Annotated in this window: 7 protein-coding genes; 3 read left to right on the top strand and 4 right to left on the bottom strand. The window is 66.0% G+C overall.

Annotated features, from left to right (window positions below; all coding sequences use genetic code 11):
• Positions 1-102: 102 nt before the first annotated feature.
• Positions 103-4968 carry an NAD-glutamate dehydrogenase gene (locus tag AWB83_RS18680; protein ID WP_087047107.1) on the top strand — a complete coding sequence of 1622 codons (4866 nt, stop codon included), beginning with the start codon at positions 103-105 and terminating at the stop codon, positions 4966-4968.
• Positions 4969-5356: 388 nt separating this feature from the next.
• Positions 5357-6748 (top strand): FAD-binding oxidoreductase, encoded by a 1392-nt coding sequence (locus AWB83_RS18675; protein ID WP_087047106.1) that lies wholly within the window; start codon positions 5357-5359, stop codon positions 6746-6748.
• Between the two features lie 51 nt (positions 6749-6799).
• Here the strand turns inward: AWB83_RS18675 and AWB83_RS18670 are convergent, their stop codons facing one another.
• From AWB83_RS18670 to AWB83_RS18655, 3 genes are all read right to left on the bottom strand, one after another.
• Positions 6800-7156 (bottom strand): host attachment protein, encoded by a 357-nt coding sequence (locus AWB83_RS18670; protein ID WP_087047105.1) that lies wholly within the window; start codon positions 7154-7156, stop codon positions 6800-6802.
• A 123-nt stretch (positions 7157-7279) separates the two neighbouring features.
• On the bottom strand, positions 7280-8776 hold the full coding sequence (gene scpC, locus AWB83_RS18665; RefSeq protein WP_087047104.1) for a succinyl-CoA:acetate CoA-transferase ScpC: 1497 nt from the start codon (positions 8774-8776) through the stop codon (positions 7280-7282).
• Between the two features lie 335 nt (positions 8777-9111).
• Complete coding sequence (locus AWB83_RS18655; protein WP_087047103.1) at positions 9112-11223, bottom strand: FUSC family protein; 2112 nt, start codon at positions 11221-11223, stop codon at positions 9112-9114.
• Between the two features lie 160 nt (positions 11224-11383).
• Here AWB83_RS18655 and AWB83_RS18650 point away from each other — a divergent pair, with 160 nt between their 5' ends.
• Complete coding sequence (locus AWB83_RS18650; protein WP_087047102.1) at positions 11384-12385, top strand: LysR family transcriptional regulator; 1002 nt, start codon at positions 11384-11386, stop codon at positions 12383-12385.
• Positions 12386-12389: 4 nt separating this feature from the next.
• Here the strand turns inward: AWB83_RS18650 and AWB83_RS18645 are convergent, their stop codons facing one another.
• A complete protein-coding gene (locus tag AWB83_RS18645) occupies positions 12390-13073 on the bottom strand; it encodes a Fe2+-dependent dioxygenase (protein ID WP_087047101.1) in 684 nt (227 codons plus the stop codon).
• Positions 13074-13088: the final 15 nt, after the last annotated feature.

Raw genomic sequence — 13088 nt, 5'->3', positions numbered from 1 at the left:
CATGCCCGGCGCGGGGCTAAAGCCACCGCCCGGCGCATAATCTCCATGAACGCGAAGAGCGGACCGTAACGGCATCGCAACCGAAAGCCTCGGGAGGACACCATGCTGGTCAGGAACGAAGCGCGGGTCGAACACATCATCAACGATCTTCTCGAATTCGCGCGAGGACGATTGCCGGAGCAGACCTTTCAGGTCATCGAGCCGCTTCTCCGCTACTACTACGAACAGGTGGATGTCGAGGACATCGCGAACCGCGATGTCGCCGATCTCTACGGCGCGGCGATGGCGCACTGGCAGACGGCGCAGAAGTTCGTGCGCGGGCGCGAGGTGCTGCGCGTCTACAACCCGAATCTGGAGCAGCACGGCTGGCACTCGGATCACACGGTGGTGGAGATCGTCAACGACGACATGCCGTTTCTCGTCGATTCGGTGACGATGGCGCTCAATCGTCTCGGCCTCGCGCTGCACTCGGCGATTCATCCGGTGTTTCGCGTATGGCGTGCCGGCAAGGGCGCGCATGCGGGCGAGATCGAGCGTATCGGCCAGGGCCACGCGGAGGCGGGGGATCAAAGCTCGGAGCTCGAATCGTTCATTCACTTCGAAGTGGACCGCTGCAGCGACGCGGAGCGGCTCGACGAAGTGCGCGAGAACATCGCCCGCGTGCTCGGCGACGTGCGCGCATCGGTCGAGGACTGGCCGAAGCTGCTCGATTCGGCGCGCGCCGCGATCAACGATCTGAAGACGCGCGACACGACGCCCGATGGCATCGAAGCCCGCGCCTTTCTCGAATGGATGGTGGGGGATCATTTCACCTTTCTCGGCTGCCGCGATTACGATCTCGTCGAGCACGAGGGCGGCTTCGCGCTGCGGGGCGTGCCGGGATCGGGAGCGGGGCTCCTGCGCGAAACCTTGCGTCTGCCCGCCGCGGGCGATCTGACGCCGCTGCCTCCCGGCGCGGCCGCGATCATCGAGGGCGCGGCGCCCATCTTTCTGACGAAGGCCAATTCGCGCGCGACGGTGCACCGGCCGGGCTATCTCGACTATGTCGGCGTGAAGCGCGTCTCCCCCGACGGCAAGGTGATCGGCGAGCGGCGCTTCCTCGGCCTCTACACGTCGACGGCGTATCTCGTGCCGACCTCCGAAATACCGATCGTGCGGCGCAAGTGCGCGAACATCGTGCGGCGCGCGGGGTTCCTCGAGAAAGGGCATCTGGCGAAGTCGCTCATCACCGTGCTGGAGCAGTATCCGCGTGACGAGCTGTTCCAGGCCGACGAGGACGTGCTCTTCGATACCGCGCTCGGCGTGCTGCGCCTGCAGGAGCATCAGCGCACCCGGCTGTTCGTGCGGCGCGACCGCTTCGACCGCTTCGTGTCGTGCCTCGTGTTCGTGCCGCGCGACAAGTTCAACACCGACTTGCGCCGCCGCATCAGCAAGGTGCTGATGGAGGCGTTCAACGGCAAGAGCATCGAGTTCACGCCGCTGCTCTCCGAGTCGCCGCTTGCGCGCATTCATATCGTCGTGCGCGCGGATCGCGGCGCGATGCCCGAAGTCGATACGCGCGAACTCGAAGCGCGCGTCGTGCAGGTGGCGCGCCGCTGGCAGGACGATCTCGCCGATGCGCTCATCGACAGTCACGGCGAGGAAGCGGGCAACCGCCTGTTGCAGCGTTACGCGGATTCGTTTCCCGCGGGCTACCGCGAGGACTATCCGGCCCGCACGGCGGTGCGCGACATCGAACTCATCGAGGCGACGCACACGCGCCCGGGCGGCCTGTCGATGAGCCTCTACAGGCCGATCGAAGCGGGGCGGCGCGCGTTCCGCTTCAAGGTGTATCGCGCGGGCGATCCGATCGCGCTGTCGCACAGCCTGCCGATGCTCGAGCATCTCGGCGTGCGCGTCGACGAGGAGCGTCCGTATCTGATCGAACCGACCGGCGCGCCCCACGCGTGGGTTCACGATTTCGGCCTCGAGTTGCAGGACGACGTCGAGTTCGACATCGACCGCGTGAAGCCGCTCTTCGAGAACGCGTTCGCAAGCGTGTGGTCGGGCGAGATCGAGAACGACGATTTCAACCGGCTCGTGCTGCGCGCCCAGTTCGGCGCGCGCGACGTGACCATCATGCGTGCCTATGCGAAGTATCTGCGGCAGGTGGGATCGACCTTCAGCGATGCGTATATCGAGCGCGCGCTGACGGGCAATCCGCTGATCGCGAAGAAGCTGCTCCAGTTGTTCATGGTGCGTTTCGACCCGGCGTACGGCGGCTCGACGGAAAATCGCGACAAGGCAGCCGAGCGCGTGCTCGCCGATATCGAGGCGGCGCTCGATCAGGTGCCGAATCTCGACGAGGACCGCATCCTGCGGCAGTTCCTCGGCGTGATCCGCGCGACGGTGCGCACGAACCACTTTCATCGCGATGCGAACGGCCAGCCGCGCCCGTACGTGTCCTTCAAGCTCGATCCGTCCAAGGTGCCGGGCCTGCCCGAGCCCAAGCCGATGTTCGAGATCTGGGTCTATGCGCCGCGCGTCGAGGGCGTGCATCTGCGCGGCGGGCGCGTCGCGCGCGGGGGGCTGCGCTGGTCGGACAGGCGCGAGGACTTCCGCACCGAAGTGCTCGGCCTCATGAAGGCGCAGATGGTGAAGAACACCGTGATCGTGCCGGTGGGATCGAAGGGTGGCTTCGTCGTGAAGAATCCGCCGCCGGTGACGGACCGCGAGGCGTTCCTCGCCGAAGGCGTCGCGTGCTATCAGATGTTCCTGCGCGGCCTGCTCGACGTGACCGACAACCGCACGCCCGGCGGCATCGTGCCGCCGCCGGACGTCGTGCGTCACGATCCCGACGATCCCTATCTCGTCGTCGCCGCCGACAAGGGCACCGCAACGTTCTCCGACTACGCGAACGCGATCGCGCATGAATACGGCTTCTGGCTCGACGATGCGTTCGCGTCCGGCGGCTCGGTCGGCTACGACCACAAGAAGATGGGCATCACGGCGCGCGGCGCGTGGGAGTCGGTCAAGCGCCACTTCCGCGAGATGAACTTCGATACGCAGACGACCGACTTCACCGTCGTCGGCATCGGCGACATGTCCGGCGACGTGTTCGGCAACGGCATGCTGCTGTCGCGCCATATCAGGCTGATCGCGGCGTTCGATCACCGGCATATCTTCCTCGATCCGTCGCCCGATACCGAAACGAGCTTCGAGGAGCGCGCGCGTCTTTTCGCGTTGCCGCGCTCCAGCTGGGCCGATTACGATCCCGCGCTCATCTCGGCGGGCGGCGGCGTGTATCCGCGCACGGCGAAGTCCATTCCGGTCTCGCCGCAGGTGCAGGCGGCGCTCGGCATCAGCGCATCGGTGCTCGCGCCGAACGAGCTGATTCGCGCGATTCTGCTCGCCGAAGCGGATCTGCTTTATAACGGCGGCGTAGGCACGTACGTGAAGTCGAGCGCGGAGACGCATCAGCAGGTCGGCGACCGCACCAACGACGCCGTGCGCGTGAACGGCGCGGAGTTGCGCGCGAAGGTCGTGGCCGAAGGCGGCAATCTCGGCCTCACGCAGCTGGGACGCATCGAGTTCGCGCAGCACGGCGGACGCATCAACACGGATGCGATCGACAACTCCGCGGGCGTCGACTGCTCGGATCACGAGGTCAACATCAAGATTCTGCTCGGGCTCGTCGTCGCCGATGGCGAGATGACCGAGAAGCAACGCAACGCGCTGCTCGCGGAGATGACCGACGAAGTCGGCCTGCTGGTGCTCAAGGACAACTACGCGCAGACGCAGGCGCTTTCGATCGCGAAGCGCCACGAGGCCGTGACCCTCGACGCCGAGGCGCGCATGATGCGCTTCCTGGAGCGCGCGGGGCGCCTGAAGCGCAGGATCGAGTTCCTTCCGTCCGACGACGAGATCGCCGAGCGCGCGGCGGCGAAGGCGGGACTCACGTCGCCGGAACGCGCGGTGCTGCTCGCGTACGGCAAGATGTGGCTGTATGACGAACTGCTCGAATCCGACGTGCCGGAAGATTCGCTCGTCGCCGACATGCTGCCCGAGTATTTCCCCAAGCCCTTGCGGCTACGCTATAGCGAGGCGATGCAGCGCCATCCGCTGAAGCGCGAGATTCTCGCGACGCATCTGACCAATGCGCTCGTCAATCGCGTGGGCTGCACCTTCGTGCATCGCCTGATGGAGGAAACCGATGCGCGCCCGAGCGATATCGTGCGCGCGGCGATGATGGTGCGCGATGTCTTCGATCTCGACGATCTGTGGCGCAGCATCGACGGCCTCGACAATATCGTCGCGGACGAAGTGCAGGCGCGCATGTTCGTCGATGTCGTGCGCCTGCTCGACGACACTTCGCTGTGGTTCCTGCGTCATCTGAAGCACAGCGGATCGGGCGTGCACGAAGCGAGGGGCGTGCTCGCGCGCTGCCGCGAGGCGGCGCAACGGCTCGCGCCGCAACTTCCCGCGCTGCTTCCCGCGGCGCAGCTGGACGCGTGGTATGCGCGCCGGCGCGAACTGGAGGACGCGGGCGTCGAGAGCAGTCTCGCGGCGCGCGTCGCGAGCGGCGAGATCGCCACGGCCGTGCTCGACAGCGCGGAAGTGGCGGCGTGCTCGGAGCGCAGTCTCGAGCTCGTCGCGAGCGTGTACTTCGGCATCGGCACGTTGCTCGACTATCGCGGCATCGCCGAACGGGCGATGGCGCTGCCGATCGCGACGCACTGGGACCTGCTCGCGCGGGCCGCGGCGCTCGAAGAGCTCGCGCGTCTGAAGCGCGCGTTGACGGTCAGTGCGCTCGAGCAATCGCGTGGCATCGATACGCCCGATGTGATCGTCGAGAGCTGGCGCGCGAAGCGGCGGGACGCGCTCGACAGGTACACCCGTCTGCTTGCGGAGCTGCGTGCGAGCGGCGGGGCGAGTCTGTCGATGCTGCTCGTCGTGGTGCGGGAGATGGCGGTGCTGGAGCGGGCGTAGGAGGAGCTTCGACGTTGCCGCAGGTCGACGGGCGCCGCGAGGCGCCCGTTTCCATGCCTAAGTAGGCAGTGCGTTCTCGATGCCTGGGCGATACTACGCATGAAGCGCTAAATTCGCTATGCGGCCTGGAATTCACTTTGTCCGATCCATGCTATATCGCGTGCGCGAATGAACTGGCCTCACGCTTTACATCCCGTAAGTCACGGCATTTAATCAATGAGCGGGCCGAACCGTCCGCCATCGCAACCTTCCCCGTTCTCGCGGTCTCCTCAGTGTGCATTCGATCGATACGCCACATCCGATCCGATGGCGGGTTCCTTGCGCTTTCGCCGTACCAGATGGCAGGGTCGGGCACGTCGCAGCGCGTTATTTTGCAGCGAGGTCTCATATGATCAACATCTCAGGCGAAGTGATCGACACCCTCAAGGCGTCGGTGAGAGGCAAGGTCATCTCACCGTCCGACTCCGACTACGACGAAGCACGCAAGGTCTGGAACGCCACCATCGACAGGCGGCCCGCGCTCATCGTGCGTTGCGCCGGCACCGCCGACGTGATCGCCGCGCTGTCCTTCGCGCGCGACAGCGGGCTGCTGGTGTCGATTCGCGGCGGCTCGCACAACATCGCGGGCAGCGCGGTCAGCGACGACGCCGTGATGATCGATCTCTCCGCGCTGAAGTCCGTGCGCATCGATCCGCAGGCGAAGCGCGCCTATGTCGAGCCGGGCGCGCTGCTCTCCGACTTCGATCACGAAGCGCAGGCATTCGGCCTCGCGACGCCGCTCGGCATCAACTCGACGACGGGCGTCGCGGGCCTCACGCTTGGCGGCGGCTTCGGCTGGATCAGCCGCAAGTTCGGCGTGACGGTCGACAATCTCGTCGCGGCGGAAATCGTCACGGCCGACGGCAAGTGGCGCCGTGTCAGCAAGGAGGCCGATCCCGATCTCTTCTGGGCGCTGCGTGGCGGCGGAGGCAATTTCGGCGTGGTGACGCTGTTCGAATACCAACTGCATGAGGTCGGCCCCGAAGTCTATGGCGGGCTCGTCGTGTATCCGCTGGAACAGGCGGACGACGTGCTGCCGAAGTACCGCGAGTTCGTCGCGCATAGCCCCGACGAACTCACCGTATGGGCCGTGATGCGCCTCGCGCCGCCGCTGCCGTTCCTGCCCGAAGACGTGCACGGCAAGCCGGTGATCGTGCTGGCGAGCTGCTACATCGGTCCGGTGGAAAACGGCGAACAGGCGCTCGCGCCGCTGCGCACCTTCGGCACGCCGTGCGGCGAGCATCTCGGGGCGATGCCGTTCGCGGCATGGCAGAAGGCGTTCGATCCGCTGCTCACGCCGGGCGCGCGCAACTACTGGAAGTCGCACAACTTCTCGGCGCTGAACGATGAAACGTTCGAGATCCTGACGAATGCGGTGAAGTCGCTTCCGTCGCCGCATTGCGAGATCTTCATCGGCGCGATGGCGGGGCAGACGAACCGCGTGCCTGTCGATGCGACGGCCTATGCCAATCGAGACTCGGTCTATACGATCAACATTCATGGCCGCTGGACCGAAGCCGCCGACGACGAGAAGTGCACGAAGTGGGCGCGCGACATGTTCGCTGCGTTGACGCCGCACGCGCTGGGCAGCGTCTATGTGAACTTCATGACGGGCGAAGAGGGCGATCGGGTGAAGTCGGCGTATGGACCGAACTACGAGCGGCTTGCGGAAGTGAAGCGGCGCTACGATCCTGACAACCTGTTCCGCAGCAATCAGAACATCGTGCCCGCGGCGGCCTGATGCGCGCGGCGCGCCGTTTCTTGCGGGCAGCGGCGCGCCGCAAGCGATGGTTCAGGGCCGGTCCAGATGACGGCGGATATCGCGCGTGTCCATGTTGGTCACGTCGTTGCTGAGTTCCTCATAGACGAGCTTGCGTGTCTCGCTCGTGAGATGCTCGCGCAGAAGACCCAGAAACCTGGGCTCGACGGCCAGGCGCAGACGATCGAAACGCTGATGCAGGCGGCTTTGCTCCAGAAACTCGGCGACCGTTCGCGCAAACTTCTCGCGATCCTTGTCCGCCGATTCCGCCGTGCGCGGCGCCGGGTTCCTGAGGTCCTCGACCTGCCGCAGATCAAGCTTCAATCCTTGCGTCTCGAAGATCCGGGCGCGGCTGCCGTCGGCGGCAAGGACCCAGGTGATGGCGGTCATGATGCTCCTCCTGTTCGCCCACCCGAGCGCGGGCTCCCGCCATTGTGCTCCTAATCCTCGTGCTATGGATTCGTTCGCGCGGCCCTTCGCTTTCGCGACGCAGCAAAACGCGCGCGCTTCGATTCAGGGCAGCATCGAACCGGTTTGCGCAAGGCGCGTGTGGAAGGAAAACGCCTGATCGAGCCGATGCGGCGTGTGTCCGCCGAGCGCTGCTGCATCGCGGTAATAGTCACGCAGCAGATCGCGATAAAGCGGATGCGCGCAGTTCTGGATGACGTTCATCGCGCGCTCGCGAGGCGCGAGCCCGGTGAGATTCGCGAGGCCGCGCTCGGTCACGACGATGTCCACATCGTGCTCGTTGTGATCGCAATGCGGGACCATTGGCACGATGCTCGAAATGCGCCCGTGCTTTGCGATCGATTTCGTCGCGAACACCGCGTAGGCCGCATTGCGGGCGAAATCGCCGGAGCCGCCGATGCCGTTCATCATGTGCGTGCCGCCGACGTGCGTCGAGTTCACGTTGCCGTAGATGTCCGCTTCGAGCGCCGTGTTGATCGCGATGAGACCGAGGCGGCGGATCACCTCGGGATGGTTGCTCACTTCCTGCGGACGCAGCACGAGCCGGTCGCGGTAGCGGTCGAGTTCGCCGAATACCTGTGCCTGCCGCTGCGCCGAGAGCGTGATCGACGCGCCCGACGCGAACGTCGCCTTGCCTGAGTCGAGGAGGTCGAAGGTCGAGTCCTGGAGCACTTCGGAGTAGATCGTCAATGCTTCGAACGGCGACGCGGCGAACCCCGACAGCACCGCATTGGCGATCGTGCCGATGCCGGCCTGCAGCGGCGGCAACTGCTTGGGCAAGCGCCCACGCGCCGCCTCGTGCTGAAAGAACTCGATCAGATGGCCCGCGATGAGCGCGGTCTCCTCGTCGGCGGGCAGCACGGTGGAGGCGCTGTCCGGTGCGTCGCTGATGACGATCGCGGCGATCCTCTCGGGCGGGATGTCGATGGCCGTCGTGCCGATTCTGTCGTGCGCGTGCACGATGGGCAGCGGCTCGCGCCGCGGCCGGCGCCCCGGAATCCAGATGTCGTGCAGGCCTTCGAGCGCGAGCGGCTGCGAGAGATTGATTTCGACGATGACGCGCTCGGCGAGCGTCGCGAAGCTCGCCGAATTGCCGACCGAGGTCGAGGGCACGATGCCGCCGTTCTCGTCGATCGCGACCGCCTCGATGACGGCGAGGTCGAGCGCGCCGAGCCGGTTCGCGCGCAGGAATTCGACCGTTTCCGAGAGATGCTGGTCGACGAACATGACTTCGCCGCGATTGATCGCGCCGCGCAAGGTCGCATCGACCTGGAACGGCAGACGGCGTGCGAGCGCGCCGGCTTCGGTCAGGATGCGATCGGTGTCGTGTCCGAGCGATGCGCCCGTCAGGAGCGTGATGCGCAGCGGCTCGCTTTCCTCGCGGGCGCGGCGGGCGATTTCCAGCGGCACGGCCTTTGCGTCGCCCGCGCGCGTGAAGCCGCTCGCGCCGACCAGCATGCCGTCGCGCACGAGTCGCGCCGCTTCCGCGGCCGAGGTGATCTTTCCGCGCAATGCGGCACAACGAATACGGTCTTCGTACATCGATATCTCCCCAGGCTCTCTCTGGCGTTTCCTGCTCGCGCCGCGCGCGATGCCGATCAGCTGCCGAAATAGATGTTGCAGAAGCTCGCCGGTCCGACACACTCTTGCGTCGGCCGCGGAGCGCTCGAGGATGACGCTGCCTGCGGCGCGCTCGCGCCATCCGGTTGCGTCTGTGCGAGAACGAGCGAGGCGCCCGACAACATCCATGCGGCTACAAAGAACTTTAACGGCTTCATCGACTTCTCCTTGTGTGACGCGCTCACTATAGGACGCGCGCCGCCGCGGATTAATCGTCGTGCCCGGAAGGCACATTTCCATGCCGGGGAAAGATGGAGTCAGCGACGCGCTTCGAAAGGCGCGTCGGGATCGACGAGCGCGGTGCGGACGAAATGCAGGCACGCGAGCACGCGCTGCATGTCGCGCCGCGCGTCGCGGTCCGCGTGCACGCTTTCGAGCACGTCGTCCGCGATGATGATCGATGCAACGACCGAGCCGATCGCGCGGCGCAACGTGACGCTGTCGGGCGCGCGGAACAGCGCGGCGACGTCGTGCAGGACGCGTGCGAGCGCCGTGCTCCACGCGATCCGCAGGGTTTCGGGAAAGTGCAGTGGATGCAGCGCGCGCGCCTCGTGACGCAGATCGATCATCGCCTGTCCGACTTCGAGCGTGACGAGCATCCATGACAACGCGTGCCGATGCTCGCGCGAGCGCGGCACGAGCAGGCCGCGCAATTGCGACATCAGATCGTGCGTGCCCGAGTGGAAGCGTTCGCTCAGGTTCGCGAGCCTGCCCTCGCATGCGAGCGCGGCCTGGGAACGCAGCTCCGCGAGCGTCCTGCCGACGAGCCACGGCGTGCGCGGCGGCACGACGACCGCGCAGGCGATGGCCGCACCGATCATCGCCACGAGAATCGCGAGACCGTTGTTCAGCAGCAGGCCCGGGTCGTAGACGATCCTGTTGTCCGGCGCGGCGAGCAGGCAGAAGAACACGCAGAAGCCCGTGCCGTATCCGGCGGTGCCGGGGCGCATCGCGAGAAACGCGCCTGCTGCGAGCGGCGGCGCGAGCGCGGCGCACAGGAGCGCGAAGCCGTCGATGCCCGGATACACGTGACAGAGGAACGTGTATCCCGTCACGACGGCGCACGCCGCGCCCGCAGCCATCTGCGCGATGAACTTCGACGGCCGCGCCGACGCCGACGACAGCGCGCAAGCCAGCGTCGCGCCGATGACCGCATAGCCGCCGCTCGGCCACGCCGTGCCGATCCAGAACCACGCCGCCGAAGCGATCACGATGGCCGTGCGCGTGAAGGTCGCCGCGACGACGAAGCGATTGGTCCTCGCCGCGTATCGCGAGGACGCGCGAGCGTTGCCTGGCTCGCCGCCCGAGATCGACGCATGCGCGTGGGCGTAGCGGATCGTATCGGCGATGAAGCGGTAGAGCAGCTCGGCGGACGTGGTGAAGTCGAGCAGTGTCGCGCGGTCGGCGTTCGCCAGGCCACGCCGCGCATCGCGCAGGCGCCTTGGAAGCGCGGCCTTGTAGCGTTCCAGTTGCACGCACAGCGACTTGCTTTCGAACACGCTCGCGAGCTCTTCGAGAAAAGGCCCAAGTGCGTCGTGCGCGCATCGCGTGCCGTCTGTGCGCAGGCGCTTCATCGACTGATCGAGCGCATGCAGGCGCGCGCACGCATCCATGAATGCGCTATTGAGTTGCGCGAGCTTCGCGCCGCCCTGACGCATCGCGGGCGATTCATATGCGGCGAAGCCGCGCGTCGCCTCGAAGCCGACGATGCCGTCGACGAAATCGGCGAAGCGGCGCTCGCGTGCGATGCGCGAGAGGCGAGCGCGGAGCACGTCGGCCGCGAACACGGCGAAACGCGTCTGCCGCTCATCGAGCGAATGCATGAGCGTCGCGCTGGCATGACGCGGAAAGACGAGCGCGCTCACGACGCTCGAGCACACGATGCCGAGCATGACCTCCGCGCCGCGCGTGAGCGTCGCGATCAGCAAGGTGTCGGGATCGGTGACGGCGGGAATGCCGATCAGCGCGGCCGTATAACCCGCAAGCACGAAACCGTACCAGCGGAACTGGCGATGGCGCACGGCAAGCCCGGTGCACGCAGCGACCCATAGCGTCAGGGCGAGGGCATACAGCTCGGCCTGCTGCACGAACACGGCGCCGAGCACGAGCGCGGCGAGCATGCCGAGCGCCGTGCCGCCGAAACGATAGACGCTCTTGGCGAGCACCATGCCGGAGAAGGGCTGCATCAGCACGAAGGTGGTCGTCATCGCGACTCGCGGCTGCGGCAGTTCGAGACGCATCGCTGTGCCCATCGCGAGGAAGGCGGCCAGCAGCGTCTTCGCGAGATGCAGCCAGACGAGACCATCGGAGGCGAGCCAGTCGTGCATTGTGTGGCGCATCGATATGCGCTGCCCTGCCGGAAACGACATGCTGTTCGCCGATATGTCCCTGCTCGTGAAGGCGCCGATTGTAGGTAAAGCGTCTTGACGGATTAATGAGGGAATGCGGGAACATTCTTTCCTGATTCAACAACAATCGATCTCGCCAAAAAGCGGACAATAACGTTTCCGAAGCATTTATGACGGTTTGATGGATACCCTACAGAACATGCGGGTCTTTACTCGCGTGATCGAAGCCGGCAGCTTCACAGCAGCGGCTCAATCGATGAACTCGACGACCGGCGCCATGTCGCGGGCCGTGTCGGAACTGGAAGCGCATCTGCGCGCGCGTCTGATGAACCGCTCGACGCGGCGTCTGTCTCTCACATCGGCAGGCGAGCGCTATCTGAAGCGCGTGCGGCAGATCCTCGCCGATATCGACGGCGCGGAAGAAGAAGCGAGCTGCGCGCACGAGCATCCGGCGGGCACGTTGCGCATGTTCAGCTACGCGAGCGTCGGCCAGCATTACATCCTGCCGGCCATCGCCAAATATCGTGCGCTCCATCCGGATGTGAAGGTCGAGCTGACGCTGTCGCAGCGCATGCCCGATCTTTTCGAAGGCACGAGCGACGTCGCCGTGGTATCGGCAAGCGCCTTGTCGGATTCGGAAGTCATCTCGCACAAGCTGGGCGCGACCTTCAGCATTCTGTGCGCATCGCCGGAATATATCCGCTTGCGCGGCGCGCCCGGAGAGCCCGCCGATCTCGCCGCGCATGATTGCCTCACCTTGCAGACGCCCGCGTTCCCCGCGCGCGAATGGACGCTCGAAGGGCCCGAAGGCCGAGAGACGCTCGAGATCAGCGGGCCCGTGCAGGTGAATATCGCGGAATCGCTCGCGGTAGCGATCCGCGAGGGCATGGGCATCGGCATGCTGCCGCTCTATGCGGCGATCGAAGGCCTGCGCAACGGCTCGCTCGTGCGCGTGCTGCCGCGTCACACCTTGCAGCGCACGAATCTCTACGCGCTCTATCCGTCGCGCAAGTTCGTCGATGCGAAGACGCGCACGTGGGTGGAGTTCCTGCGCGCGCATTTGCCCGAGGTCATCGCGCGCGACGAAGCGCTGCTCGCCGAAGTGGGACTGGAATATACGGCGAGCGAAATCGCGATGCCCGCTTCAAAGTCCCGGCGCGCCGGCGCACGCATGAGTCATTGAGCGATCAGGTATCGCTCCACATGCGCAGCAGGTTGTGATAGCAGCCGACCAGCGAGCGCTTGGCGGCTTCGTCGCCGTTGGTCGCGTTCAGGCGCTGGATCGAGTTGTCGAGATCGAAGAGCAGCGCGCGCTGGGCATCGTCGCGCACGAGGCTCTGCGCCCAGAAGAAGCTCGACACGCGCGCGCCGCGCGTGACCGGACGCACCTGATGAAGACTGGTCGCAGGATAGACGATCGCGTGTCCCGCGGGCAGCTTCACTTCCTGCACGCCGTAGGTGTCCTCGATGATGAGCTCGCCGCCGTCGTATTCCTCGGGCGGCGTGAGAAAGAGCGTGACCGATACGTCGGTGCGCACCCGCGCGCCGTGTCCGGGCACGATGCGGATCGCGCCGTCGACATGACTGCCGAAATGCATGCCGCCTTCGTAGCGGTTGAAGAGCGGCGGATATAACCGATTGGGCAGCACCGCGCTGATGAAGAGCGGATGCCGCTCCAGCGCGCCTACGATCGCATCGCCCATTTCGAGCGCGATCGGCGAGCCTTCCGCGATCTGCATGTTGCGCTTGACCGGCGCGCCCTGATAGCCCGCGGTCGCGCGGCCATCGACCCATGAATCGCTGGCCTCCAGCTGCGCGCGCATCGCGGCGGCGTCTTCGGGACTCAGCACGTTCGGTATCGAGAGGATCATGGTTCTGACTTTCCA

Origin of the sequence: Caballeronia ptereochthonis (genome assembly GCF_001545075.1) — a bacterium.
In the GTDB taxonomy this organism is placed as follows: Bacteria; Pseudomonadota; Gammaproteobacteria; order Burkholderiales; family Burkholderiaceae; genus Caballeronia; species Caballeronia ptereochthonis.
This window is presented reverse-complemented; position numbering and strand designations above follow the sequence as displayed.

What these genes read in the sequence shown, in the direction of transcription:
- AWB83_RS18680 (WP_087047107.1), top strand. Translation starts at nt 103, where the DNA reads ATGCTGGTCAGGAACGAAGCGCGGGTCGAACACATCATCAACGATCTT.
- AWB83_RS18675 (WP_087047106.1), top strand. Translation starts at nt 5,357, where the DNA reads ATGATCAACATCTCAGGCGAAGTGATCGACACCCTCAAGGCGTCGGTG.
- AWB83_RS18670 (WP_087047105.1), bottom strand. Translation starts at nt 7,156, where the DNA reads ATGACCGCCATCACCTGGGTCCTTGCCGCCGACGGCAGCCGCGCCCGG.
- scpC (WP_087047104.1), bottom strand. Translation starts at nt 8,776, where the DNA reads ATGTACGAAGACCGTATTCGTTGTGCCGCATTGCGCGGAAAGATCACC.
- AWB83_RS18655 (WP_087047103.1), bottom strand. Translation starts at nt 11,223, where the DNA reads ATGTCGTTTCCGGCAGGGCAGCGCATATCGATGCGCCACACAATGCAC.
- AWB83_RS18650 (WP_087047102.1), top strand. Translation starts at nt 11,384, where the DNA reads ATGGATACCCTACAGAACATGCGGGTCTTTACTCGCGTGATCGAAGCC.
- AWB83_RS18645 (WP_087047101.1), bottom strand. Translation starts at nt 13,073, where the DNA reads ATGATCCTCTCGATACCGAACGTGCTGAGTCCCGAAGACGCCGCCGCG.